Origin of the sequence: uncultured Marivita sp. (assembly GCF_947488135.1) — a bacterium.
Classification (GTDB): domain Bacteria; phylum Pseudomonadota; class Alphaproteobacteria; order Rhodobacterales; family Rhodobacteraceae; genus Marivita.
This window is the reverse complement of sequence record NZ_CANKYW010000002.1, coordinates 724,342-749,671: the sequence shown is the minus strand read 5'-3', so window position 1 is coordinate 749,671 and position 25,330 is coordinate 724,342. Positions and strand designations below refer to the sequence as shown.

General features: G+C 62.4%; 25 protein-coding genes. 18 read left to right on the top strand and 7 right to left on the bottom strand.

Features of this window, described 5'->3' with window-relative positions; translation table 11 throughout:
• Positions 1–30 precede the first annotated feature (30 nt).
• From Q1B16_RS10725 to Q1B16_RS10705, 5 genes are all read left to right on the top strand, one after another.
• On the top strand, positions 31–945 hold the full coding sequence (locus tag Q1B16_RS10725) for a DMT family transporter (protein WP_299787801.1): 915 nt from the start codon (positions 31–33) through the stop codon (positions 943–945).
• Between the two features lie 66 nt (positions 946–1,011).
• Positions 1,012–1,944, top strand: coding sequence for an acetyl-CoA carboxylase, carboxyltransferase subunit beta (accD, locus tag Q1B16_RS10720; RefSeq protein WP_299787798.1), 933 nt, complete (start codon positions 1,012–1,014; stop codon positions 1,942–1,944).
• A gap of 35 nt (positions 1,945–1,979) precedes the next feature.
• Positions 1,980–3,218, top strand: a complete 1,239-nt coding sequence (locus tag Q1B16_RS10715; RefSeq protein WP_299787873.1) for a folylpolyglutamate synthase/dihydrofolate synthase family protein — start codon at positions 1,980–1,982, stop codon at positions 3,216–3,218.
• Positions 3,219–3,325: 107 nt separating this feature from the next.
• Positions 3,326–3,910: a rhodanese-like domain-containing protein gene (locus Q1B16_RS10710; RefSeq protein WP_299787795.1), complete on the top strand. Its 585-nt coding sequence runs from the start codon at positions 3,326–3,328 to the stop codon at positions 3,908–3,910.
• The gene (locus Q1B16_RS10705) at positions 3,907–4,536 is read left to right on the top strand and encodes a LysM peptidoglycan-binding domain-containing protein (RefSeq protein ID WP_299787792.1); all 630 of its coding nucleotides are present in this window, start codon (positions 3,907–3,909) and stop codon (positions 4,534–4,536) included. Before Q1B16_RS10710 ends, Q1B16_RS10705 begins: the two co-directional genes overlap by 4 nt.
• A gap of 353 nt (positions 4,537–4,889) precedes the next feature.
• Here Q1B16_RS10705 and zapE read toward each other — a convergent pair whose 3' ends face one another.
• Together zapE and Q1B16_RS10695 are read right to left on the bottom strand one after the other, a co-directional pair.
• Positions 4,890–5,948, bottom strand: coding sequence for a cell division protein ZapE (gene zapE, locus Q1B16_RS10700; protein WP_299787787.1), 1,059 nt, complete (start codon positions 5,946–5,948; stop codon positions 4,890–4,892).
• A gap of 41 nt (positions 5,949–5,989) precedes the next feature.
• Positions 5,990–6,331 (bottom strand): DUF2794 domain-containing protein, encoded by a 342-nt coding sequence (locus tag Q1B16_RS10695; protein WP_299787784.1) that lies wholly within the window; start codon positions 6,329–6,331, stop codon positions 5,990–5,992.
• A gap of 364 nt (positions 6,332–6,695) precedes the next feature.
• Here Q1B16_RS10695 and Q1B16_RS10690 point away from each other — a divergent pair, with 364 nt between their 5' ends.
• Complete coding sequence (locus Q1B16_RS10690) at positions 6,696–6,878, top strand: hypothetical protein (RefSeq protein WP_299787781.1); 183 nt, start codon at positions 6,696–6,698, stop codon at positions 6,876–6,878.
• Positions 6,879–7,054: 176 nt separating this feature from the next.
• Here Q1B16_RS10690 and Q1B16_RS10685 read toward each other — a convergent pair whose 3' ends face one another.
• On the bottom strand, positions 7,055–8,722 hold the full coding sequence (locus tag Q1B16_RS10685) for a DNA polymerase Y family protein (RefSeq protein ID WP_299787778.1): 1,668 nt from the start codon (positions 8,720–8,722) through the stop codon (positions 7,055–7,057).
• 74 nt (positions 8,723–8,796) lie between these two features.
• Complete coding sequence (locus tag Q1B16_RS10680; RefSeq protein WP_299787775.1) at positions 8,797–9,087, bottom strand: I78 family peptidase inhibitor; 291 nt, start codon at positions 9,085–9,087, stop codon at positions 8,797–8,799.
• 93 nt (positions 9,088–9,180) lie between these two features.
• Between Q1B16_RS10680 and Q1B16_RS10675 the strand changes: the two genes are divergently transcribed.
• From Q1B16_RS10675 to Q1B16_RS10660, 4 genes are all read left to right on the top strand, one after another.
• Entirely contained in the window at positions 9,181–10,293 is a 1,113-nt protein-coding gene (locus tag Q1B16_RS10675; RefSeq protein WP_299787772.1) for an S-(hydroxymethyl)glutathione dehydrogenase/class III alcohol dehydrogenase, read from the top strand.
• Between the two features lie 108 nt (positions 10,294–10,401).
• The gene (gene ggt, locus Q1B16_RS10670) at positions 10,402–12,210 is read left to right on the top strand and encodes a gamma-glutamyltransferase (protein ID WP_299787769.1); all 1,809 of its coding nucleotides are present in this window, start codon (positions 10,402–10,404) and stop codon (positions 12,208–12,210) included.
• Positions 12,211–12,312: 102 nt separating this feature from the next.
• Positions 12,313–13,023, top strand: a complete 711-nt coding sequence (locus tag Q1B16_RS10665) for an NYN domain-containing protein (protein WP_299787766.1) — start codon at positions 12,313–12,315, stop codon at positions 13,021–13,023.
• A 105-nt stretch (positions 13,024–13,128) separates the two neighbouring features.
• On the top strand, positions 13,129–13,944 hold the full coding sequence (locus tag Q1B16_RS10660) for a cobalamin B12-binding domain-containing protein (protein ID WP_299787763.1): 816 nt from the start codon (positions 13,129–13,131) through the stop codon (positions 13,942–13,944).
• On the opposite strand, the gene Q1B16_RS10655 is transcribed toward Q1B16_RS10660, so the two are convergent.
• Complete coding sequence (locus Q1B16_RS10655) at positions 13,908–14,549, bottom strand: TetR/AcrR family transcriptional regulator (protein WP_299787760.1); 642 nt, start codon at positions 14,547–14,549, stop codon at positions 13,908–13,910. The two genes, Q1B16_RS10660 and Q1B16_RS10655, sit on opposite strands and share 37 nt — an antisense overlap.
• Before the next feature lie 139 nt (positions 14,550–14,688).
• Here Q1B16_RS10655 and mbfA point away from each other — a divergent pair, with 139 nt between their 5' ends.
• Positions 14,689–15,663, top strand: coding sequence for an iron exporter MbfA (gene mbfA / locus Q1B16_RS10650; RefSeq protein ID WP_299787757.1), 975 nt, complete (start codon positions 14,689–14,691; stop codon positions 15,661–15,663).
• Positions 15,664–15,739: 76 nt separating this feature from the next.
• Here the strand turns inward: mbfA and Q1B16_RS10645 are convergent, their stop codons facing one another.
• Together Q1B16_RS10645 and Q1B16_RS10640 are read right to left on the bottom strand one after the other, a co-directional pair.
• Entirely contained in the window at positions 15,740–17,050 is a 1,311-nt protein-coding gene (locus tag Q1B16_RS10645) for an ammonium transporter (protein WP_299787754.1), read from the bottom strand.
• A gap of 36 nt (positions 17,051–17,086) precedes the next feature.
• Positions 17,087–17,425: a P-II family nitrogen regulator gene (locus Q1B16_RS10640; RefSeq protein WP_292060931.1), complete on the bottom strand. Its 339-nt coding sequence runs from the start codon at positions 17,423–17,425 to the stop codon at positions 17,087–17,089.
• A 251-nt stretch (positions 17,426–17,676) separates the two neighbouring features.
• On the opposite strand from Q1B16_RS10640, the gene Q1B16_RS10635 reads away from it, so the two are divergent.
• The 7 genes from Q1B16_RS10635 to Q1B16_RS10605 all read left to right on the top strand — a co-directional run bounded on the left by Q1B16_RS10635 (position 17,677) and on the right by Q1B16_RS10605 (position 25,270).
• The gene (locus Q1B16_RS10635; RefSeq protein ID WP_299787750.1) at positions 17,677–19,851 is read left to right on the top strand and encodes a PBP1A family penicillin-binding protein; all 2,175 of its coding nucleotides are present in this window, start codon (positions 17,677–17,679) and stop codon (positions 19,849–19,851) included.
• 94 nt (positions 19,852–19,945) lie between these two features.
• A complete protein-coding gene (locus Q1B16_RS10630) occupies positions 19,946–20,407 on the top strand; it encodes a RidA family protein (RefSeq protein WP_299787747.1) in 462 nt (153 codons plus the stop codon).
• On the top strand, positions 20,404–21,159 hold the full coding sequence (locus tag Q1B16_RS10625; RefSeq protein WP_299787744.1) for a glycerophosphodiester phosphodiesterase family protein: 756 nt from the start codon (positions 20,404–20,406) through the stop codon (positions 21,157–21,159). Before Q1B16_RS10630 ends, Q1B16_RS10625 begins: the two co-directional genes overlap by 4 nt.
• Before the next feature lie 48 nt (positions 21,160–21,207).
• Positions 21,208–22,407 carry a GNAT family N-acetyltransferase gene (locus tag Q1B16_RS10620; RefSeq protein ID WP_299787741.1) on the top strand — a complete coding sequence of 400 codons (1,200 nt, stop codon included), beginning with the start codon at positions 21,208–21,210 and terminating at the stop codon, positions 22,405–22,407.
• Positions 22,404–22,694 carry a 4a-hydroxytetrahydrobiopterin dehydratase gene (locus Q1B16_RS10615; RefSeq protein ID WP_299787738.1) on the top strand — a complete coding sequence of 97 codons (291 nt, stop codon included), beginning with the start codon at positions 22,404–22,406 and terminating at the stop codon, positions 22,692–22,694. Before Q1B16_RS10620 ends, Q1B16_RS10615 begins: the two co-directional genes overlap by 4 nt.
• 101 nt (positions 22,695–22,795) lie before the next feature.
• The gene (locus tag Q1B16_RS10610; RefSeq protein ID WP_299787735.1) at positions 22,796–24,538 is read left to right on the top strand and encodes an alpha/beta hydrolase; all 1,743 of its coding nucleotides are present in this window, start codon (positions 22,796–22,798) and stop codon (positions 24,536–24,538) included.
• 102 nt (positions 24,539–24,640) lie between these two features.
• Complete coding sequence (locus Q1B16_RS10605) at positions 24,641–25,270, top strand: hypothetical protein (protein WP_299787732.1); 630 nt, start codon at positions 24,641–24,643, stop codon at positions 25,268–25,270.
• The last annotated feature ends 60 nt before the right edge of the window (positions 25,271–25,330 follow it).

Here is a 25,330-nt window from a genome sequence, read left to right as displayed (position 1 = left end):
GTATCTTCACAACCCTGACCCGGAGAACCTATGTCCCCGCTGCGCGGCATGGCGCTGAAACTCAGCGCTGTCTTGCTTTTCGTCATCATGGCGTCACTGATCAAAGCCAGCTCGGACGTGGTGCCACCCGGCGAGGCGGTGTTCTTCCGCTCCTTTTTCGCAATCCCCGTGATCCTCGCCTGGCTTGTCTTTCGCCGCGAATTGAGCACAGGTCTGCGCACCCGCAACCCCTCCGGCCATTTCTGGCGCGGTCTCTTCGGGGTCAGCGCGATGGCTTGCGGATTTGCCGCTCTTGGGCTTTTGCCGCTGCCCGAAGTCACCGTTCTGGGCTATGCCGCCCCGATAATGACGGTGATTTTCGCGGCTGTCCTGCTGGGCGAAAAGATCCGGCTGGTGCGGATGTCGGCCGTTTTCATAGGCCTCGTCGGCGTCGTGATCGTCATGCTTCCGCAACTGGGCAACGAAGCCCTGGGAACAGCGGCGCGGTGGGGCGTCGCCCTCGTGCTGGCCTCCGCAACGCTGCGCGCGCTGGCGCATGTGCATATCCGCAAGCTCGTTCAGAACGAAACGACGTCATCGGTGGTGTTCTATTTCGCCGTCACCGCGTCCTGCCTATCTCTGCTCACATCGCCCTTCGGCTGGGTGCTGCCCGACGCCGTGACCGCCAGCCAGTTGATCGGCGCAGGTGTGATCGGCGGCGTTGCGCAAATCCTGCTGACCTCGTCCTATCGCCACGCAGAGGCGGCGTTTCTGGCCCCGTTCGACTATGCCTCGATCCTCTTCGCGCTTATCATCGGCTACACGATCTTCGACGAAATCCCGACAATACACACCATTGTCGGCTCTGTCGTCATCATCGGTGCAGGCGTTCTGATCATCTGGCGGGAACGGCAACTGGGCGTCAAACGCGGCCCGGCTCGGTCCAATCTCACGCCGCAGGGTTGATTGCATTTCCGTCGAATGGGCCTTAGATCACGTCCAGCTACGACAGGGTGACGGGAGCCGCACTGCATGAACTGGATCACCAATTACGTCCGACCCCGGATCAACTCGATCTTCTCGCGCAGGGAACTTCCCGAGAACCTCTGGGTGAAATGCGACGAATGCGGGACCATGCTGTTCCACCGCGAGATGTCGGACAACCTGAATGTCTGCACCAATTGCGGCAACCACATGAACATCACACCGCGCGCCCGGTTCGAAGGGCTGTTCGATGGCGGGATCTTCACCGAAGTCGCCGTGCCGGAACCGGTGGCCGATCCGCTGCATTTCCGCGACCAGAAGAAATATCCCGACCGGATGCGCGCCGCACAAAAGGCGACCGGCGAAAAAGAGGCGATGCTGGTGGCCACCGGTGAAATCGGCCGCACGCCCATCGTGGCTGCCGCGCAGGATTTCAGCTTCATGGCGGGCTCCATGGGCATGTATGTCGGCAACGCCATCATCGCCGCCGCCGAAAAAGCCGTTGAATTGCGCCGCCCGCTGGTTCTCTTTTCCGCCGCCGGTGGCGCGCGGATGCAGGAAGGCATCCTGAGCCTGATGCAGATGCCGCGCACCACCGTGGCCGTGCAGATGCTGAAAGAGGCGAACCTGCCTTACATCGTCATCCTGACCCATCCCACGACCGGCGGCGTCACTGCATCCTACGCGATGCTCGGTGACATCCAGATCGCAGAACCCGGCGCGCTGATCTGTTTCGCAGGCCCGCGCGTGATCGAACAGACCATCCGCGAAAAGCTGCCCGAGGGCTTCCAGCGCGCCGAGTACCTGTTGGAACATGGCATGCTCGACCGGGTTACGGACCGCCGCAAGATGCGCGAAGAACTGGTCCAGATCATCCGCATGCTCATGCACATGCCGCCTCCGGTCGCCGGTGATCTGCCCGCGCCGGGCCCGGTAGACCCCACGCCGGTCGCCCCGGCTGCATCCGACAAAACCCTGTGAGCGCCGAGGCCGGTTCGGACGTCATCCTTGACCGGATGATGGCCCTTCACCCAAAGATCATCGACATGACGCTGGACCGGGTGTGGTCGCTCCTGGCCGCTCTGGATCATCCCGAACGCGCGTTGCCGCCGGTGATCCACATTGCCGGGACCAATGGCAAGGGATCGACGCAGGCGATGATCCGCGCCGGGCTCGAAGCGGCGGGCAAGAGCGTTCACGCCTATACTTCCCCACATCTGGCGCGCTTTCATGAACGCATCCGCCTTGCCGGAGGTCTGATCACCGAGGCGCATCTGACAGATGTTCTCGACGAGTGCTATCGCGCAAACGATGGCGCCAACATCACCTATTTCGAGATCACGACCTGCGCCGCCCTTCTGGCCTTTGCCCGCACCCCTGCGGATTACACGCTGCTCGAGGTGGGGCTTGGCGGACGGCTGGATGCGACAAACGTGATCGACACACCCGCGCTCACCATCATCACGCCGGTGTCGATGGATCACGAAGGCTACCTTGGCGACACGATTGCCAAGATCGCGGGTGAAAAGGCCGGGATCCTCAAACGCGGGGTGCCTTGCGTGGTGGGGCCTCAACACGACGACGCCTTGGAGGTGATCGAAGCGCGCGCCGCGCGTCTGGGCGCGCCTCTGCTGGCCTATGGTCAACACTGGCATGTCAGCGAAGAGCGCGGGCGGCTGGTCTACCAGGACGAAAACGGCCTGCTGGATCTAGAGCTGCCCAATCTTCCCGGTCAGCATCAAATCCAGAACGCGGGCGCGGCATTGGCAGCCCTGCGCCACCTGAAGATGCCCGAACCCGCATATGACGGCGCGATGCGAAACGCCTATTGGCCCGCGCGGATGCAGCACCTCAAGGACACGCCTCTCAACGCCTTGGCACCGCAAATCGATCTCTGGCTGGACGGAGGGCATAACCCTGCGGCGGGGGAGGCTCTGGCCACCCATTTGCGCAGCCTGCCGAAACGGCCGACCCATCTGATCTGCGGTATGCTCAACACCAAGGATGTGCGCGGGTATCTGCGTCCACTGGCCGGCGTTGCGGATCATCTGAGCGCCGTGTCGATCCCCGGAGAGACGAATACCCTGACCGCCGAGGACACGGCAAAAGCCGCCAAAGACGTTGGCCTTACAGCGCACGAGGCCGACAGCGTCGAAAGCGCTCTGCGCGACATCGCAAAAATCGAACCCAATGCCCGTGTTCTGATCTGCGGCTCGCTCTACCTCGCAGGGCATGTGTTGCGCCTGATCGGTTGACCCAAATTTGGGTCAGGTCACTTTATGTTGACCAAAATGGCTTCGATCGCCTATATCTATTGCAAAAAAGAGCAGTTCCCGCGCATGCGGGACGGATAGGTGACGACATGGTACCAGTTCAGCGCGCCGTTGTTGCGGCCGCCCTTGTTGCGGGCGCTCCGGCCTTTGCGCAATCCGCGGCAATCACCGAAAGCGCAAGCGCGCTCCAGTTCTCCATGAATGGCACCGAAATGATGGTCACGCGCAGCGGTCCGTCCTGCCCGTCCTCGTGTATCCAACCCATGATCGCCGCGCGCGGCGTCGAGACGCTGGGCGAGCTCGAAGTCATCGGTTTCCTTCAAACCGCCGTCAGCACCGGCTCTGGTCTTCTGATCGACGTGCGCATGCCCGGTGCCTATTCGTCCGGCACGATCCCCGGTGCGGTCAACGTCCCCGTCGCCACGTTCCTTCCCGACAACCCGTACCGCGCCGACCTTCTGTCGGCCCTTGGCGTCACTAACGCCGAGACCGCGCCCGAGTTCGGCGGTGCCTTCAGCCTCGTGGTTTTCGGGCTCGGTCCGGACGACAAAGCGGCCAATGATGCCATCACGCATCTGCTCGAGGCAGGCTATCCGGCGGACAAGCTCAAATATTATCGCGGCGGCACATCAAACTGGACGGCGCTGGGATTGAACAGTTCGGTGGGCCAATGACAGACACATCCAAAACCAGCGGCCTGATCCGCATGGCCCTTATGGGCACCGCCTTTATCGGTCTCACGATTGTTCTGATCGTGTTCCAGCCCGGCTCTCCCCGCAATGCGACGTTCGAGGCGATGGACGAACCCGAAGTCGTCACGCGCGACGCGGCACCCCTGGTCAGCGCGCCGCAAGAAACCGAAACCGTCGCCGCGCCGATCCCGGCGCCCGTGCAAGTGGTCGATGCAAAGCCGCAGGCCGCCGACCAGCCGACGAACATGCGAGACATGACATTCAGCGCGATCTCAAACCTCAAATCCGTGACCACCGGAGAGGCCCCGGCCCCCGGCCAGCCCGGCAGCCTTCTGCACAGCGTGGTCCAGCGCAGCATCGCGAAAACCGCGTCTTCGACCAACGCGACGCCGACGCTGACGGAGATCACGCCTGTGCGCACCGAAACCGCTCCGCCTGCTGACGACGGAACATATCTCGTGCGCGACGGGGATACGCTGCTCAGCATCGCCAAGGAAGTTTTCGGCGATACCGGAATGGCGTCCGAGATCTACAGGGGCAACGTGGATATCATGGCCAGCCCGGACAGTCTGACGCCCGGAATGACGCTGAAACTGCCCGTGCGATAGCCCACAACATCTAGCAGAACACGCCACTGGTGGAAAAGTTCCGTTCCGAGTCAGCTAAATGTTGACCGGTGCGAATCACTGTGGCACAAGGTTTGCAGACTTCGTGATTTGCTGAAAAAGCTTACACGGAACGGGGGATTTTACGGTGCTATCTGGTGTTCACATGCGTCTCGATCCGGCTGGTTTCAGCCATCGGGCGAATGAGAAAGCTCTGCTTGAAGCCCTCCACATCCAAGACGACGACACCTCAGGCGCGCCCCTCGCGCCACCATCGATGTAAGGCATAGCAAGGACCTGAAGACAGGCGAGAACAATCGAGCAGCCTTGGAGGTCCTTCGGGACCTCTTTTTTTGTCAGTTCTCGCCCCAGCCTTCGGCCTGCATCTCGCGCAGGCGGCTTGCGGTGCGTTCGAATTCAAACGTGCCCGTACCTTCGACATAGAGCATCTCCGGCTCGGCGGCCGCCGACGCGATCAGCCGCACGCGCGCTTCGTAAAGCGCGTCGACAAGCGTGACAAATCGCTTGGCCTCGTTGAAGTTTTGTCGGCTCAGACGTGGGATGTCCTCGATGATCAGCACACGCACCGCATCGGCCAGCGCAAGGTAATCGGCGGGGCCAAGCATCCTGCCACACAGATCATAGAATTTCGCCCGCGCCACGCCGTTGTGAAAGCGCGGCAATTCGATCTCGCGGCCCTGAACGTGCAACGTCAGACTGTCTTGCTCGCCCTGCGTCAGCTCTTCCCAGATGCGATTGATTTCCGCCTTGGCGGCCCCGTCGTTCGGCGTGAAATACACCTGCGCCCCGGCAAGCCGATCCTGACGATAATCGGTCGGAGACGCCAATTCGTGCACCACCATGCGCGCCTTGAGCATCTCGATGAAGGGCAGGAAAATCTGCCGGTTCAAACCGTCCTTATAAAGATCGTCCGGCACGCGGTTGGACGTGGTGACGACCACCACGCCCGCAGCGAACAGTTTTTCGAACAGCCGCCCGACGATCATGGCATCGGTGATATCGGTGATCTGCATTTCATCGAAGGCCAGCAGTCGAACGCTGTCGGACACGGACTTCGCCACCGGCTTGATCGCATCTTCGACCCCGTCCTGCCGGGCCTTGTGAATGGCCGCGTGAATCTCCTGCATGAAGGCGTGGAAATGGACGCGGCGCGCGGGCACGTCCAAGCTTTCGACAAAAAGGTCCATGAGCATCGACTTGCCCCGCCCGACGCCGCCCCAAAGGTAAAGCCCCTTCGGAGGCTCGGGTGCCTTGCGAAACAATCCCTTCTTCACCGGCTCGGCCAGTGCCGCGCGGATGCGTTCGAACTCGGGCAGCACTGCTTCCTGCGCGGGATCGCGATTGAGCGATCCGTCCGCCACGCGGGCGGAGTAAATGTCGGGCAACGTCGTCATTCCCGCCGCTTACCGCGTCTTATCGTGATTGTGGAGAGGTGTTATTCGACCGCACGGATCAGCTTGCGCTCCAGCACGCGCAAAACCGTTTTGAGGTCGTGCCCCCGCTTGAGCACCTGCCCGTCAATGCCGATCACCGCGTACTGCCCCTGCCGGTTGCGCAGCTTGGGGCGCTTTTCGATCCGGTAGAGCGGGTTTTCGGCCGTGCGCCGGAACACCGAAAACACCGCCATGTCGCGCAAGGTCGATATTCCGTAATCCCGCCATTCCCCGGCAGCCACCATGCGCCCGTAAAGAGACAGAATGACGTTCAGCTCGGTCCGGTGAAAGGCCACCTGCTCGGGCGCGGACGCGTGGGTCGGGAACGGTGTGATACTGTTCATATTTCATGATGTGTGCAGGCGTCGCGGTAAATCAAGCATTTTGAAACACCGCCCTGCACAGACGTTGCAAATGCGCATTCCCCGTCGAAACGAAAGAAGCCCCCTGACCCCAAGGCAGAGTCCCGCGCATCGCGGACTCGGTAAAATTGATTTTTGACGCCGAAAGGTGTATACATGAGCGACGCAGCTATTGCCGTCACAGGGCAATTCCGTGGGCGCGGCAAGTGCCCGGATGTACGGCGTCACGCCGATCCCGAACAATCGAGATCCCGGCGTCCGGCTGCGGCAAGCGCTTGACCGGGTCGGGTGATCCAGACCACCTTTCGCAAGCGCCTCATTGCTGAATTGCAGAGGAGGGCTCAGCATGGATGTCATCAAAGCCACCGAAATCGCACATGCACTTTATCGGTCGCATGGCGACAAGGCCGAAGCGCTGGCTGCGCAACGGGAACACCACTACCGAGATGTCGGCGACAGCGAAGAGGCAACCTACTGGCGCACGATCCGCGGCAGCATCCGCCAGATGCGCGGCGCGAACCAGAGTTGAGGCTCAGACCGCTTCGCGCCAGTAGAAGTCGAAATAGGTCCGATCTGGTCCTTTTGTTTCGCGCGCGAAACATTGGGTCCGTTTCGGACCGTTTAACCCTTTGCAAACCTTTGGCAGGAGGCGCGCCTCTTCTTCAAAGAAAAGGCGGAAATGCGTCGACGCATTTCAGCGCAGTGTCACGCAAATGCTCCCTGACAGAACCAGCCCGAGGATTTCGATGCCCCGTGCGCGTAGAACAGCCATAGACGGTGGCCTTCGTCGGTGATTACCTCCCAGTAATCGCGTTGACCGCTGCGCCAGGCGGGATCGTCCAGCCACCATTCCGGCGCGATGCGTTCGGGGCCACGGGTGCTGTGCACGACATGATCGCGCCCGCGCCAGCGAAAGGTCCCGGGCAGGCGCGGCACATCGGGGACCATCACGGGTTCCGGAACCCACATGCGCAGCGGACGGGGCCTGGTACGCTCTGGCCAGCCCTTGACCGGGTCCGACCACGCGGCGGCCACCGTGACCCAGGTTTTTTCCGGGATGTGGCTGTCGGCGGGCTGCACCCGGGTGATCGCCTCCATACCCAGCCGGGTGCCCAGCCGCCCGATCAGCCGGTCCAGCGATCCGGGCCTGCCCCCGGCCTGCCGCACCCGCGCCTGCTCCGCCGCCTCAAGGTGGCCCGACGCGGTGCGCAGGTGGATGGGTTCGTGCAGCACCGCCTCGAGCCGCAGCATGTCGATGCCATAGCCTGCATCCAGATCCTCGACCTTCATGCGCAGCAGCGGACGGATGTGATCTGCATCGTCCGAGGGTTTGGCCAGCGTGACGTTCATCCACTGCATCGTGCCATCGGCGCGGTACGCCTCGAAGCGCAGAGTACGCGCGCCGCGCCCCTTGTTTCGCAGCGATCCACAGAGACGCGGCAGCATCCGGTCGATTGCAGCCATCACGTCGTCCTCGAGGCCGATCGGATCGGGCAGGCTCATCCGCGTGGCGAAACGATCGGGGGGAGGGGCGGGGCTCACGGGTTCGGGCAGCGCGCCCAGCGCCTGATCCACACGCGCCACCAACCCCCGGCCAAAGCGGCGCGCCAGCCCTGCGCGGGGCTGATCGACCAGGTCTTTCACCCGGCGCAGGCCAAGGCGGGACAGTTGTTTCATCGTGTGATCGTCCAGCCGCAACGCCGCGATGGGCAGCGGGGCCAGGGCGGCATAGGTCTTGCCCGGCGCGGCGATCCGGGCGCGGCCCTGCATCGGGGCAACCGCCAGCACCGGCGCGGCACCACCGCGTTCCCAATGCCGCCGCTTGCCGGCGCGGGACCGGGTCGCGCGCGCCTCCTGGTCAATCGCGTCGCCGTTGCGGTGATGATCGCCGCACTGCCCGCCACCGAACCGCGCCAGCGCCCAGGCTCCGCCCAGCGTGTCGGCGATGCCAAGCTGCACCGAGAGACCCAGATCGGTGCAATCCTGTTCGACCTGCAAGGCAAGCTGTTCTTCACCCCCGAAGAGATGCGCACAGCCGGTCAGGTCCACGACCAGCGCATCGGGTTCCTCGCGCGCGACCCAAGGCGAGAACTTGCCCGCCCAGCGGTGCAGCACGCCCAGAAACGCCGCCTCGGCATGGGGATTCGACAGCCGGGTGAGCAGGTCGGCGCACATCGCATGGGCATCGCGTAGCGGCTGGCCTTCGTAGAGCCCCGCCGTCTGCGCCAGGGGCGACAGCGACGCAAGCACCTGCGCCTGACCGATATCGCGCACCACCGCAAAGGGCACCCCCCCCAGATTGGGGTCACGCCGGATATGGCGTTCGGCGGCCAGCCGGGGAAACCAGATGGACAGGATACGACGGTTGGGCATGAGACTCGCGGCAGCAAATGTTCTTATTTTGTTCTTTATATCTCAAGTCGCCTGCGAGTCGAGCCGCCCCTGATTTATCCGCAGGTGATTTTCGTCACCACACCGCTGGGCCCGATGGTGAAATTCAGCCGATTGGGATTGAAATCCATGGTCATCACATCCTCTGGCCCAAGGATGCGTACCGGCTGTTCGAAATCGACGAATTCCACAACCGAACGCTGCGCTCCCATCAGGTTCGCCGCCTGCGCCGCGCCACAGGTGTCGGACCCTACCTCCCCCGTCGGCTGCTGAAGCGGCTGCGGATTCGGCATCGTCATGCAGCCCGCCAGCCCAAGTGACAGACCCAACAAAACAAACTTCTGCATCTATCATCTCCGGTTTAACAATACGCCAAAGGTTGCAAAGACCCGCATTTGCCGCAAGGGTCATCTGCAAAAGACCAACATGGGAGAAGAGATATGCGCACGCGTGCCGCCGTTGCCGTACAGGCAGGCAAGCCACTGGAAATCATGGATGTGAACCTCGACGGCCCCCGCGCCGGTGAGGTGCTGGTCGAGATCAAGGCCACAGGCATTTGCCATACCGACGAGTTCACCCTGTCCGGTGCAGACCCTGAAGGCATGTTTCCCGCCATCCTGGGCCACGAAGGCGCGGGCGTCGTTGTCGAAGTGGGCGAAGGTGTGACCAGCCTCAAGCCCGGAGACCACGTGATCCCGCTTTACACGCCGGAGTGTCGGGAATGCGAATACTGCCTGCACCCCAAGACGAACCTCTGCCAGTCGATCCGCGAAACCCAGGGCAAGGGCGTGATGCCCGATGGCACGTCGCGGTTCAGCACGTTGGACGGTGATCCGATCCTGCATTACATGGGCTGCTCCACGTTTTCGAACCACACGGTCCTGCCGGAAATCGCGCTTGCCAAGATCCGCGAGGACGCGCCTTTCGACAAGGTCTGTTACATCGGTTGCGGCGTGACCACCGGGATCGGCGCGGTCATCAACACCGCCAAGGTCGAGATCGGCAGCCGTGCCGTGGTGTTCGGTCTGGGCGGGATTGGCCTCAACGTCATTCAGGGGCTGCGCCTTGCCGGTGCCGACCAGATCGTCGGTGTCGACATCAACCCCGACAAGGTGGCGATGGCCGAACGCTTCGGCATGACCCATTTTGTTAATCCCAAGGAGGTCGAGGGCGATCTGGTGCCGTATCTGGTGAACCTGACCAAGGGTGGTGCGGATTACACGTTCGACGCGACCGGCAATGTGCAGGTCATGCGCGACGCGCTGGAATGTGCGCATAAGGGCTGGGGCGAGAGCATCATCATCGGCGTGGCCCCGGCTGGCGCCGAGATCGCCACGCGGCCCTTCCAGCTTGTGACCGGGCGCACGTGGAAAGGCACGGCCTTCGGCGGCGCGCGGGGGCGCACGGACGTGCCCAAGATCGTGGATTGGTACATGGACGGCAAGATCGAGATCGACCCGATGATCACCCACACCATGCCGCTCGATGACATCAACAAAGGCTTCGACCTGATGCACAAGGGCGAAAGCATCCGCTCCGTCGTGATCTACTGACGCCTTTTTCAAGAAGGGGCCACGCACCCCTTTGAAATGATCGATCCTTTCCTGCGTGCGGGCCTTCCCGCGCGTCCCATTTCTATTCAAGCCAGAGGAGAAAGAGTGATGCGCATCCATTCCCGAACAGGTCTGACGGTTTCTGCCGTCCTGGCCTTTGCTGTGGCCACGTCCTCGGTCGCACAAGAGGCCGCGGATGCCGTGGCACCAGAGGCCGCGACCCAGACGACGACGGCCTTTGGTGCCTTGTCCGAGGCCGCAAGTACGGCGCTTGCGGCCAAAGAGGCCGGCACGCCGGTCGAAGCACAGGATTGGATGGTCGCCGCCGCCAACCCGCTGGCCGTCGAAGCCGGGGCGCGCGTTTTGCGCGAGGGCGGCACGGCCGCCGATGCGATGGTCGCGGTGCAGGCGGTGCTTGGTCTGGTGGAGCCGCAAAGCTCTGGCTTGGGCGGCGGTGCGTTTCTGGTCTGGTACGATGCCAATACCGGCGAGGTGACAACGCTGGACGGGCGGGAAACGGCCCCGCTCGAGGCGACGCCGACGCTGTTCCAGACCGAAGATGGCGAGCCGATGGGATTCTTCGATGCGGTGGTCGGTGGCCGATCTGTCGGCACGCCCGGCACACCCGCGCTGATGCAGGCGGCGCATGAGAAGTGGGGCCGCTCCGACTGGGCGTCGCTCTTTTCAGAAGCGATTGATCTGGCCGAAGGCGGCTTTACCGTCTCGCCGCGTCTGGCCGAACTGGTCGAGGGCGATGCCGACCGGCTGGGCCGATTTCGCGCGGCGCAGGACTATTTCTTCCCGGGCGGGAACGCGATTGCAGCGGGCGACACGCTCGTCAATGCGGACTACGCCAACACGTTGCGCCTGATCGCGGCAGAGGGCGCGGACGTGTTCTACACCGGACCGATCGCGTCCGACATCGTGGCAACCGTCCGCACCGCTGCGGGCAATCCCGGCGTTCTGTCGCGCGCCGATCTGGCACTTTACGAGGTCAAGGAACGCGATCCGGTCTGTGTGCCCTACCGCGCGCACGAGGTTTGCGGCATGGGTCCGCCGTCGTCCGGCGCGCTGACCGTAGGGCAGATCCTCGGAATGCTGGACGGGTATGACCTGGCCGCCCTTGGCCCCGACAGCGCAGAGGCGTGGCGGCTGATCGGCGATGCCTCGCGCCTCGCTTTCGCGGACCGGGGGCTTTACATGGCCGACACAGATTATGTGCCGATGCCCACGAAGGGCCTTGTCGCGCCAGCCTATCTGCAAGAGCGCGGGCAACTGCTTCAGGGCGATGATGCGCTCCCCGAAGTGTCCGCCGGATCGCCGGAATGGGATCACGCGATGGAGCTCGCCCCGGACGAAAGCCTGGAGCTGCCCTCGACCTCGCATATCTCGATCGTGGACAGCTATGGCAACGCGCTGTCGATGACGACGACCATCGAAAACGGGTTCGGGTCGCGGCTTTTCGTGCGGGGGTTCCTGCTCAATAACGAGCTGACGGATTTCTCGTTCCGCACACATGCGGACGGCCGTCCCATCGCCAACCGGCTTGAGCCGGGTAAACGACCCCGGTCGTCGATGTCGCCGACCATCGTTCTGCGCAGCGGCGCGCCGACGCTGGTTATCGGGTCGCCGGGCGGCAGCCGCATCATCGGCTATGTCGCGCAGGCCATCATCGCGCATCTGGACTGGGGCATGGACGTGCAGCAGGCTGTCGCGATGCCACATCTGGTCAACCGCTTCGGCACCTACGATGTGGAAGAGGGCACAACGGCCGCAGATCTGGAAACCGCGCTCACCGATCTTGGGTTCGAAGTGAACGTGCGTGATCTGAACTCAGGGCTGCATGCCATTGCCATCGGCGATACTCTGTCTGGCGGCGCCGATCCGCGCCGCGAGGGGATTGCACTCGGCGAGTGATCTGTCAGACGCGGTGGTGGCAACAGCGTGCCGCACACCACCAGTGCCAAGCCGGTCCCCAAGCTGCGGGGGCCGGATCATATTGAACAAGGGTCTTCACCGATGTCCGACAATCCGCCCCTGCTGGCCGTTCTGATCGACGCCGACAACACGTCTCCGAAATACACGTCGGCGATCTTCGACGAAATCGCGTCGCTGGGTGAAGCCAGCGTGCGGCGCTGCTATGGCGATTTCTCCAGCCAGCAGATGTCGGGCTGGTCCAAGGTTCAGGCGGAATACGGACTGGTGCCACACCACCAGCCTGCCAATACCGTGGGCAAGAACGCAAGTGACATCGCCCTGGTCATCGACGCGATGGATCTGATGCACACCGGGCGCTTCGACGGATTCGTGCTGGTCAGTTCGGACAGCGATTTCACCCGCCTTGCGCAGCGCCTGCGGGAGCAGGGCCTCGATGTGTTCGGGATGGGTATGCAGAAAACACCCGACGCCTTCCGCCGTGCCTGCAAACGCTTCATCTTCCTGGAAAACCTCGAAGATGGGCCAGACACGGACAGCCAGGCCGCCAAGCCAACGAAGAAGGGCAACCTGAACGACGCGCGCAACCTGATCCTCAAGGCGATGGACGCGATAAATCAGGACGACGAATGGTATCGCCTTGGCCAATTGGGCCAGCACATCGTTTCGGCGAACCCGGATTTCGACACCCGAACCTATGGCAAACGCAAGCTGAGCGATCTGGTGTCCGAGATGAAAGTCCTCGAGGTCAAACGCGGGTCGAACAACCAGCTGATGGTCCGCCGTCGGGATTGATCCGTTCTACATCCGACAGAACGGTCATTGCGGCCTGATGGTGGGCGTGCCATGTTTCCCGCGGGGAGAGGGGTTTTCTGCGCCTAGCGTGTTGGAGACCAGACTATGTTGACTATCGACACACCGATTCTTGTGCGTGCCATCGACGACGATGCGCATGGTCAGGAACGACGGCTATCCGACGCGTCTCTTCTTGTGATGGCACAAGAAGTGATCAATCGCCTGTCGCATATCTCGCGCAAGGCGCCGCCGGATATCAGCGAAGTCGATCTGGATGCGTTTTGCATCGCGCTGGTCGATCCCACGGCAGAAGAGGCGACACGTATCCTTAGACGCGCACAAGAGCGCGGGGCGTCGCATAAGGTCCTGTGCATTTCTTATATCGCGGGCGCCGCGCGTCGGTTGGGCGAATGGTGGGAACAGGACATCATCCATTTCAGCGATATGTCGATCGCCGCAGGGCGAATGCTGCACATGCTGCGCGACCTTCGCAGAGCCACCCCCTTTGTCGCGGTCAGAGGCCACCGCGAAGCGCTGTTCGCTGCCGTTCCCGGCGAACAGCATGTGCTTGGCATCACCATGGCGGCCGACATCCTGCGCGAAAAGGGATGGGAGATCGACCTTCAGGTCGGGCGGACCGAAACCGAGCTTTGTCAAATCGCGCATGATGGCGGCTATCCGATCATCGGCCTGTCGGCTTCGGGCGCCGATCGCGTGCGGTCTCTGGCGCGCACGATCGTGGAGCTGCGAATCGCGGCGCCGCGATCCTTGATCTTCATCAGCGGCAACATCGCCGAAATCGAAAAAGACATCGCGATCCGAACCGGGGCGGATGCGGCGGCGGCCTCCATGGAGCAGTGCCTCGAAACGCTCGAATCGCTGTATCAGGCGGTTCTGAGAGCGGGCTCACCAGCGCCGTAGCGGGCCATGAATGTCTTGACCGCGCCGTCGATCACGCGGGCTTTTTCATGGTCCGAGACCGACTGGATGATGCCGAACACCAGCTTGGTCCAGATGTCGGCCTTGCACAGCTCTGCGAATTGATCTGCGGCGAGGTTGAAATCTTCGATGAAAAGCTCGCGACGCGCCGCGGCGGTCTTCAGGTATTCCACCACCGCCGCGCGCAGGATCATGGGACCGGAGTGATAAAACTCCTGCCCCAACTGCGGAAACCGATCCGCTTCGGCCACGCAAATCCGGAAGATCCGCTGTCCGATATCGGAGAAGATGAACCCCAGAAACTGATGGGCGATACAGGACAGGACCTCGTCCGGCGGACGTGAGCTGTCGATCTTCTCGATTGAGAACTGCGCCTGTTCCGCGCATTGCCGCGTGGCGACCTCCATGAACAGAAGCCGCTTGTCGGGGAAATAGCTGTAGAGCGTCGCCTTCGAGACCCCCGCCTCGCGTGCGATATCGTCGACGCTGGCGCCTTCGAAACCGTCCCGCAGAAAGACCTCGCGCGCGCCGTCGACCACTTGGTCGAACTTACGGCCCTTCCGGATTTGCGCCTGCGCTGTTGCCATGGCCACCCCATATGTCGCGTTCAAAAGCTAAACAGATCGGTTTAGTCTCGCAAGTAAGGATGTGTGATCGAGACGCCGGAAAACAAGCCGCGCGTCGCCTTCCAGATCGCATGTCCGTGCGGAATGAAGGATATTTGAAATGCGTTTTTCGTTGAATCGTCGCCGTTTTTCGGACCTGTCGGAGCAGGAAATCCTGGCCCTGGCGATCTCGTCCGAGGAAGACGACGCGCGGATTTACCGGTCCTATGCCGAACGGCTAAGAGCCGATTACCCGTCGACCGCAGCGATCTTCGACGGGATGGCTGCCGAGGAAGACGGCCACCGGCAACGGCTCGTTGACCTGCACCGCTCGCGCTTTGGCGACGTGATCCCGCTGATCCGGCGCGAACACGTCGCAGGATATTACGCGCGAAAGCCGGTCTGGCTGGTCGAGAACCTCGGGATCGAACGGATCCGGGCCGAAGCCGAAGTGATGGAGCGTGACGCCGAACGGTTCTACCTCGAAGCCGCCAAGCGCACGACCGACGCGGCAACCCGCAAGCTGCTTGGCGACTTGGCAGCGGCGGAAGCGGGCCATCAAAGCACCGCCGAGGCGCTCGAGCGCGAGCACCTGACCGACGACGGCCGCACCAGCGAAGAGGAAAACGCCCGCCGCCAGTTCGTTCTGACATGGGTGCAGCCGGGACTTGCAGGGCTGATGGACGGCTCGGTCTCGACCCTCGCGCCGATCTTCGCAACCGCATTTGCCACGCAGGACACATGGACGACATTCCTCGTCGGTCTGGCGGCGTCGGTTGGTGCGGGTATCTCGATGGGCTTCACCGAAGCGGCCTCAGACGACGGGCAATTGTCCGGCCGTGGCTCTCCGATCAAGCGCGGCTTCGCATCGGGCATCATGACCACGGTCGGCGGGTTGGGCCACGCCCTGCCCTACCTGATCCCGGATTTCTGGACCGCGACGATCACCGCTTTTGTCGTCGTGTTCATCGAGCTTTGGGCGATCGCGTGGATACAGAACAGGTACATGGACACGCCCTTCTTCCGCGCCGCGTTCCAGGTGGTCCTGGGCGGTGCGCTCGTCTTTGCCGCCGGTGTTCTGATCGGCAGTGGCTAGACGATCCGGCCAACAAAAAAACCCGGGCGCGAGCGCCCGGGCAGTTGGTCACTAAAGGCTGATTGGAAGGAGGAGATCAGCCTTTGGAGAATTCGGGATAGGCTTCCATGCCCAGTTCCGCCATGTCGAGACCGTTGATCTCTTCCTCTTCGCTGACGCGGATACCCACGATCGCTTTCAGGATGAACCAGACGATCAAGGCGCCGACGAAGGTGAAGACACCGTAGGCGGCGATGCCGGTCAGCTGAGTGATCAGGTTCGCGTCACCGTAGAAGATCACCGCGATGGTACCCCAGATGCCTGCAAACAGGTGAACCGGGATCGCGCCGACAACGTCGTCGATTTTGAGCTTGTCGAGGAACGGCACCGCAAAGACCACGATCACTCCGCCAACGGCACCGATCCAGAGCGCGCCGAAGAGCGTCGGGGCGAGCGGTTCAGCCGTGATCGACACGAGACCGGCAAGCGCACCGTTGAGCACCATGGTCAGGTCGACTTTCTTGTAAAGAACCTGCGTCAGGATCAGCGCAGTCACGGCACCAGCAGCTGCGGCCATGTTGGTGTTGGCAAAGATACGCGACACGTCGGAGACGTCACCCACGGTGCCCATCGCAAGCTGCGAACCACCGTTGAAGCCGAACCAGCCGAGCCATAGGATGAATGTGCCAAGCGTTGCGAGCGCCAGGTTCGAGCCCGGGATCGGGTTCACACGACCGTCCTTGTACTTGCCGATACGCGGACCAAGCACGATCACACCGGCCAGAGCAGCCCAGCCACCGACGGAATGCACGACAGTCGAACCGGCGAAGTCGGAGAAGCCCATTTCGGACAGCCAGCCGCCACCCCACTGCCAGGACCCCGAGATCGGGTACATGATGCCGGTCAGAACGACCACGAAGGCCAGGAAGGGCCACAGCTTGATCCGCTCGGCCACAGCACCGGACACGATGGACGCGGTTGCGGCGACAAAAACCAGCTGGAAGAAGAAGTCCGAGCCAACCGACGCATAATCAAGGGCGGCGTCCGCTGCGACAACGCCGACCGGGTCCAGGACCGTCTGGCCGCCAATGGCGAAGAAGCCGTTGAAATCGCCCGGATACATCGTGTTGAAACCGATCAGCCAATACATGATGGCCGCAATCGAGAAGAGCGCGATGTTCTTGGTCAACTGCATCGCCACATTCTTGGACCGCACGAGGCCCGCTTCGAGCATGGCAAAGCCGGCGGCCATGAAGAACACGAGAAAGCCTGCCATCAGGAACAGTAGTGTTGTGAGAATATACGGCCCGACCTCGTCCATCGTCGGCGCGGCGGCCTCTTGAGCCATGCCCATAACCGGCAGCGCGACAAGCGCGGCAGCGGGCAGGAGTGTCTTGAGTAGTTTCATCTGTATGTGTCCCCTAATCTCTGTCACAGCGCCGGTTCAGAGCGCATCCCCATTGGTTTCGCCTGTGCGCACGCGAATGGCTTGCTGCGCATCGAGCACGAAGATCTTGCCGTCGCCGATCTTTCCGGTGCGGGCTGTCTTGGTGATGGTCTCGATCACCTGGTCGGCCATGTCGGCGGCGACCACGATCTCGAGTTTGATTTTCGGCACGAAGTTCACCGCGTATTCTGCGCCACGGTAAATCTCGGTGTGGCCGGACTGAGACCCGAACCCCTTGATCTCGGTTACCATCATGCCGCGGACGCCAATATCTGTGAGCGCCTCGCGGACCTCTTCAAGCTTGAACGGCTTGATCGTCGCTATGATGAACTTCACCCTTGGTCCCTTTCCCTTGCAGGTCGATCTTTGTTTGCAAGCGCAGAAAAGAGGCACAGTGTGTGTGATTGAAAGACGAGACCCCCGGATGAGGGGATCGGGGATTAGTAAGTTGCACAAATTTTGCACAAATTAACTATTTCGATTACTTTTTGTGCAATTAAAAAACTGTGTTCCCCGTTCGTGAGCGGTCCACATCGACGGCAAAACCCACTAAATTGTAAAAAAGAGCAGCATCACAGGCGGTCGGCATGACTGATTCACGACGCGGAAAAGGCCGACTGGTCGCGGACCGACGTTATCCAGGCAAATCCACCAAGGCGGCAAAGCCCAAGAAGGCTGCGCCGGCGCGGCGTAAAGCGACCAAGGCGCGCGCCAAGCGGGGCGGCATCGTCGGTTTCTTCTCGCGCATCTTCGGCTGGGTGTTCCGGTTCTTCCTCCGCCTGTTCGTGCGGGCGGGGATCGTTGCCGCTCTCATCGTCGCGGTTTTTGTGGGTTACGAATACACGACCCTGCCAGAGGTGTCGCAGGCACTCGACGGGCGCGCGCGTGGATCCGTGCAGCTCTTGGATCGGGACGGCGTCGCATTCGCGTGGCGCGGAGACCAGTTCGGCGGCGTGGTGACGGCGGACTCCGTCTCCCCGCATCTCAAGAACGCGGTGGTCGCGACCGAGGACCGACGGTTCTACCGCCATTTCGGCATTTCCCCGCGTGGCGTGGCGTCGGCCGTGCGCATCAACCTGTCCGAAGGGCGCGGCCCCCTGTCCGGTCACGGCGGCTCAACGATCACGCAACAGACGGCAAAGCTCCTGTGCCTCGGCGTTCAATACGATCCGAACGACTGGAAGAACGAAGCCGAATACGTCGCCGATTGTCGGCGCGGGTCCCTGTACCGCAAGGCCAAGGAAGCGGTTTATGCGCTGGCGATGGAGCTCAAATATTCCAAGGACGAGATCCTCTCGATCTACCTGAACCGCGCGTATATGGGCGGTGGTGCCTATGGCGCGGCGGCAGCGGCCGAACGGTATTTCTCCAAACCCGCCTCCGCGCTGACCCCTCAGGAAAGCGCGATGATCGCGGGGCTTCTCACCGCACCATCTAGCCTTGCGCCCACGTCGAACCTCGAACGCTCGCAAGCGCGCGCGGCAACGGTTCTGCGGCTCATGAACGAACAAGGCTACCTGACCGACGAAGAAACCCGCGCCGCGCAGGCCAACCCCGCCACCTTGTCGGAAGACGCCAAGACCCAGACAGGCGGCTATTTCGCGGATTGGGTCATGCAGTCCGGTCCCGATTTCTTCACCCGCGACACCACCGAAGACGTGATCATCTCGACCACGCTGGACCAGCGGATCCAGAAAGCCACCGAAGACGCGATGAAGATAATCTTCTCGACCAAGGTGCGCGAGGGCTCCAAGGCACAGGCGGCGATTGTCGTGATGTCAGCGGATGGCGCGGTGCGTGGCATGGTGGGTGGCCGCCAGACCAACGTGTCCGGTGTCTTCAACCGCGCGACCCAGGCCAAGCGGCAAACCGGGTCGGCCTTCAAGCCCTTCGTCTACGCAACGGCGCTCGAACTGGGCTACAGCCCCTATGACCGCGTAGAGGACGCGCCCTTCTGCATGAACATCCCCGGATCGGGCCAGTGGTGCCCCGAGAACTATACGCGCGATTATGCCGGGTCCGTCACACTGGTGGATGCGCTGGCCAGAAGCCTGAACATCCCTGCGGTCAAGGTCTCGGAATCCGTGGGCCGCGATCTGGTGCGCAAGGTGTCCGAGGATTTCGGCATCGCCAGCGATCTGACCGACACCCCGGCCTTGGCCCTTGGCGCATCCGAGGCGTCGCTGCTGGAAATGACCGGCGCCTATGCGGGTATTCTCAACGGCGGGTCCTCCGTCACCCCCTACGGCCTGCGCGAACTGCGCCTTCAGGGCGAAGAGCAGCCCATGATGGGCGCGGGCGGCGGGATCGGTGAGCGCGTCATCAATGAACAGGCCGCACGTCAGCTGATCTGGATGATGGAAAAGGTCGTGACCAACGGCACCGGCGGACGCGCCGCCCTGCCCGACCGGCAGGTTGCCGGAAAGACCGGCACGACGCAGGCGGCCCGCGATGCGTGGTTCATCGGATTCACCGCCGATTACGTGGCGGGCGTCTGGATGGGCTACGACGACAACACGCCGCTCACCGGTGTGACCGGCAGCGGCCTGCCGGCGGAAATCTGGCACGAAGCGATGCGGCGCATTCACGAAGGCATGCCGGTCACGCCCTTGCCGATGATCGTGCCCGAACCGCCCCGTCAGGTGGCGCAGCCGCAGCAACAGCCGCAACAGCAGCAGGCACCGCAACGCCAGCAAGGCGGCGGCAACGCCTTGGAGAACGCGCTGAACCAATTGCTGCGCGATATTCTGGGCGGGAACTGAGCCATTGCATTCCGGCCCTGCGATGGGCCGGTTGCCCCTTCCCATTTGCCGTCACGCACAATAGCGTCGCGGCGAATGAACAAGGGGAGTCACCATGACCAACGCCATCGAAACCCGCCTCGCTGATCTGGGGCTGACCCTGCCCGACGCACCTGCCCCGGCGGCGAATTACGTGCCCTTCGTGAAGACCGGAAACCAGGTCTATGTCTCCGGTCAGTTGCCCACCGGCCCGGACGGTCTGGTCAAAGGCAAGCTGGGTGCCGACCTTGACGCCGAAGCAGGCGCAGAGGCCGCGAAATACTGTGCGCTGGCGCTCCTGTCGCAGGCCCGCAAAGCGGCGGATGGCGATCTGAGCCGGGTGCGCGTGGTCAAACTGGTCGGCTTCGTGAATTCGACCGCCGATTTCGGCGACCAGCCCAAGGTGGTGAACGGCGCATCCGATCTGATGGTCGCGGTTCTGGGTGACAATGGACGCCACGCGCGCTCTGCCGTTTCGGCGGCGTCTTTGCCCTTCGGCGTCGCGGTTGAGATCGAGGGGATCTTCGAGCTTCTATGACGCGCCTTCCGTCCGACTTCCTGACCCGCCCCATCGCCCATCGTGGGTATCACGACAAGACATCTGGGCGGATCGAAAACAGCCTCTCGGCCTTTTCGGCGGCCATTGATGCTGGCTACGGGATCGAACTTGACCTGCAACTGTCCCGCGATGGCGTGGCGATGGTGTTCCACGACGATGTGCTGGAGCGCCTGACCGACGAAACCGGGCGCGTGCGGGACCGCGACGCGTCCGAGCTTGGGACCATCGGGTTGAAAAACAGCAGCGACACGATCCCGACACTAAGCGAAGTGCTAAGCCTAGTCGCCGGGCGGGTGCCGTTGTTGATCGAGTTGAAGGACCAGCAGGGCGAGATGATGGGAACCGACGGCGCGCTCGAGGCGGCAACCGTCGCGGCGCTTGATGGCTATACCGGCCCGGTCGCGCTCATGTCGTTCAATCCCCACATGGTCGCCAAGTTGCACGTGATCTGCCCCGACAGACCGCGCGGGATCGTCACATCGGCCTTCCGCAAGCTCGACGAACCGCAGGTCCCCGTCGACAACCGCGTTCGGCTGGCCGGCATCCCGGATTTCGACCGGGTCGGCGCGTCCTTCATCAGCCATGACCGCACCAATCTGGACGCCCCCCGCGTCGAACAGCTCAAGGGACAGGGCGTGCCCATCCTGTGCTGGACCATCCGCAGCGCCGAGCAGGAGCGTGAGGCGCGCAAGGTCGCTGACAATATCACCTTTGAGGGCTACCCGGCTTGATCCACGCCGGATCGGGACCAAGTAGCATGGCGTAACCAAGGAACGGACATGTCCGACCAAACCGACGCGCCCACAATCGCCATCACCATGCACGGTTCCCTTGCGCAGATCGCGCCAGAGGACTGGGATGCCTGTGCCTGCCCGGAAACCGAAGATGGCGGTCGACCCCTTGATCCCTTTACAACCCACCGATTTCTCAAGGCGTTCGAGGACAGCCGGTCTGTCGGCACCGGCACCGGCTGGGATCCGCGTTACCTGACGGCTGAACTGGACGGGAAGATCATCGCCTGCGCGCCGCTTTACGCCAAGAGCCACAGTCAGGGCGAATACATCTTTGACCACAACTGGGCCCACGCGTGGGAGCGGGCGGGCGGGCGCTACTATCCGAAACTCCAGATCGCGGTGCCGTTCACGCCCGCAACGGGACGGCGGTTTCTGACCCGACCCGGACACGAAGCCGAAGGCATAAGTGCTTTGATTCAAGGCGCGATTCAAGTTGCGGCTGACAATAATCTGTCCTCCTTGCACGTCACCTTCTGCACCGAGGCCGAGGCGATTGCCGGGGAACAGATCGGCCTGCTGCGTCGCCGGACACAGCAATACCATTGGGACAACCGGGGTTATGACAGTTTCGACGCGTTTTTGGCCGACTTGAGTTCGCGCAAGCGCAAGACCATCCGCAAGGAGCGCGAGCGCGCGCAGGCGTTCGGCGGCACGATCCATCACTTGACCGGCGATCAGATCCAGCCCGAACATTGGGACGCGTTCTGGGAGTTCTATCAGGACACCGGCGCGCGCAAATGGGGCACGCCGTACCTCACCCGCAAGTTCTTCGACATCGCGCAGGAGCGGTTGCGCGACGACATCCTGTTGGTGATGGCCGAACGTGACGGGCGGTGGGTCGCAGGCGCGCTGAACGTCATCGGGCGCGACACGCTCTACGGGCGCTATTGGGGCTGTGTCGAGGACCATCCCTGCCTGCATTTCGAACTGTGCTACTACCAGGCGATGGACTACGCGATCGCCCACGGCCAATCCCGTGTCGAAGCAGGCGCGCAGGGCGACCATAAACTGTCGCGCGGCTACCTGCCGGTCTACACCCATTCCCTGCACTGGATCAGCGACCCCGGCTTTTCCGAAGCCGTCGCCCGCTTTCTTCAGGCCGAAGCCCGCGCCATTGACGAAGACATCGAGGTGCTGACCAGCTTTGGTCCGTTCCGCAAAGACAAAATCGAGGAGCAGCAATGACAGAAAAACTCTCGGACACCGCCCGCAAGACCGTACTCGAACCGCTTTTGAAAGACGGCTGGACCCTGGACGAGGATCGCGACGCGATCTCCAAGACCTTCAAGTTCGACGACTTCACCGAAGCGTTCGGATGGATGACCCGCGCCGCGATGTGGGCCGAAAAGTGGGATCACCACCCCGAATGGTCGAACGTCTACAACACAGTCGAGGTCACGCTGACCACGCATGACGTCGACGGCCTGTCCTCACTGGACGCGAAACTGGCACGGAAGCTCGACACGCTCTGACACGGAGGCGCACCCGTTTCCGAATTTCACAGTTTTTTCCGGTGCGCCGCGCAAGTGTCGTCTGTTTACCTTATCACAACAGACGACACTTGCGCGGCGCCATGCCTTCGACAACGAACGACCGACTGACCCATCTTGTCTACGAGGCATCGCTCGACAACTCTCTGTTGCCCGAGTTGATCCTTGAATTGACCGAACAGGTGCAGATGGCTGCCGATGGGCGGATGATCGAGGCCGACCAGCGCCACGATCTGAGCGATCTGATGGAGCATTTCCGCCGCGCGATCGAAATTTCCGAGAAGATGGTTCAGCTTCAGGAACGCGGCTCTGATCTTGAGGCGGTTCTGGGCACCTTTGCCGTCGGGATCGCGCTGATCGATGACAGCGGCAAGCCGATGGTCATCAATCAGGCGATGCGCAGAACCGGGTTGGCGCTGGAGGCGCCGATCACGCTTTTGCCCGCCGACCGATCGGACAACGCGATGACCGCTGCGCAAAGTCTGACCCGCTGGGTGACCGAGACGAACCGGCTCGAAACGCCGCAATCGCTTGTGACCCGAGAAAGCAACACGACCTACATGCTGCTTCCCCGACAGGAAGCGATGCGCATGGGCTTCCCGGCCAAGGCCGCGGCCGTTCTGGTCGCCACGAATCCCAACGCAACGGATGGGCTTCGCGCTTTGGCGAGCGCCCACGACCTGACCTTGCGCGAACAGGCACTCGTGCGGGGCCTGATGGAAACGAGCGACCTGCGAAAGGCCAGCGCATCCATCGGCATCAGTTACGAATCCGGACGAACCTATCTCAAACGCGTGTTCGAAAAGACCGGGCTGACCAGCCAGGTCGATCTCATCAACGCGATTGCCAAAAGCCCGCTATCGGTGTTCCGGGAACGCGAAACCACCGACGACGAGCGCTTTCAGGTGCGACGCCTGCACCGATTGCCGGATGGGCGCATGTTGGAATACTTCATCCTCGGGCCCGAAACGGGGCGGCCCGTTCTGCTCTTCGATGCCCTGTCGGGGTCGTCCATCGACCTGACCGGCTTTCCGCGCCAATACCTTGAACATCTCGACCATTACGGCGTGCGGCTGATCATGCCGTGTCGTCCCGGCATATACCGGTCGGACTTCAAGAAGATGACCAGCCTGCGAGAGTTTGCGCCCGACCTGGAGAACCTGATCGACGCCTTGGGCTACGACCAAGTGTCGCTCATGAGCTTTTCCTTCGGCTCGGGTGTCGCGCTGGCCACCGCTCACGAGCTTCCGGATCGCATTCGGAAAGTGGTGCTGTCGTCTCCCAGCTACCCGGCCTACACGCATGAAAACTGGCGCGAGCTGGATCAGTTCTATCACCTGTCCGCCGTGCTCGCCCAGCGCTGGCCGGCCATGTTCCGCCAGCTGATCCCGTTTCTTGTGCGTTCGATCATCCAGAACGCGCCGCGCTACATGGCACGCTATTGCAAGCGCAGCCCCAGCGCGGATGACATCGAGCTGCTGTCGCACCCGACCATCGGCATCCGCTCCTCCAAGATGCTCGAGGAGCGCACCGCTGGCGGAGTCCGGGGCATGGTCGAGGAAAACCTGCTGAACGCGCGCGGCTGGGATTTCAACGTCGCAAACATCGAGACCGAGGTCGAGATCTACCACGGCGCCTTCGACAACGTTGCCCCCGCGCAAGGGGGCGCGACCTTGGCCGAAGATCTGCCGAACGCCACGTTCACGCTGTTTGACGACAAGGGCCATTACCAGCATATTTCAGGCTGGCCCTGGATGGTTGCACGGGCGGCAGGTCTCGACGTCGCGCCTTACGACCGGACCTACACAATCCCCGATATCGACTGATTTTTCGCTTTGTCCCCATATGGGGATATTGCGGGCATCTCCACTGACCTAAGGTCAGGCCACCTGCACATTTCTGTCAGCCATTTTTGAGAAGCTATTGTTATGACAAAGATTTTGACCAAGGTCGCCACCTATGAGCGTTTGGCGCACGAACGCCAGATGACGTCTCTTATTGATCGGGATGTCATCGCTCTGGGCGGCGATTTCACCCATTTGCGATCGGATTGGGTGTCCCTGACCTATGACCTCGGACACAAGGTGACATCCGACGATGGCAGCCAATACGCCTATCGTGCGATCACCCGGCGTGGCGAATTGCTCTGGCTGGTGTTTTCGGCGGGCAAAACCCGCGGCTATCATTCCGAAGCCAGCTGCCCCTTCGCCGCTTTCGACGAAGCGCGGGACGCTCTTGCCCGCAGACGACAGATCAGATCGCGCTGGGGGTGCGTGACCGAGGTGGCCCGCGCCCTGCGACGGGGACGCCTGCGGTTCGATATCCTGATCGAGGATGCCGAAGCCTCGCCGCTTTGTGCGATGGGCACACGCCATTTCCTGCGCGCCATCGGCGTGCCGAATATCAAGCGGATGCCCGGCTTCGCGCTGGCATGGCTGATGCTGATCGATGGGCAGCTTGGTTTCGTGATCTATCAGGCCGCGCTACGCGAAGGTGTGCTTGACCAGCAGACACATCCGGAAACGCCGGAACGCCCTATGTCTGTCTCACAGGTCTGATCACCTGACTGCGGCAGCAGGACACCGAAACACGGGGGGAGCCCCCCGTTTTTCTGCGTT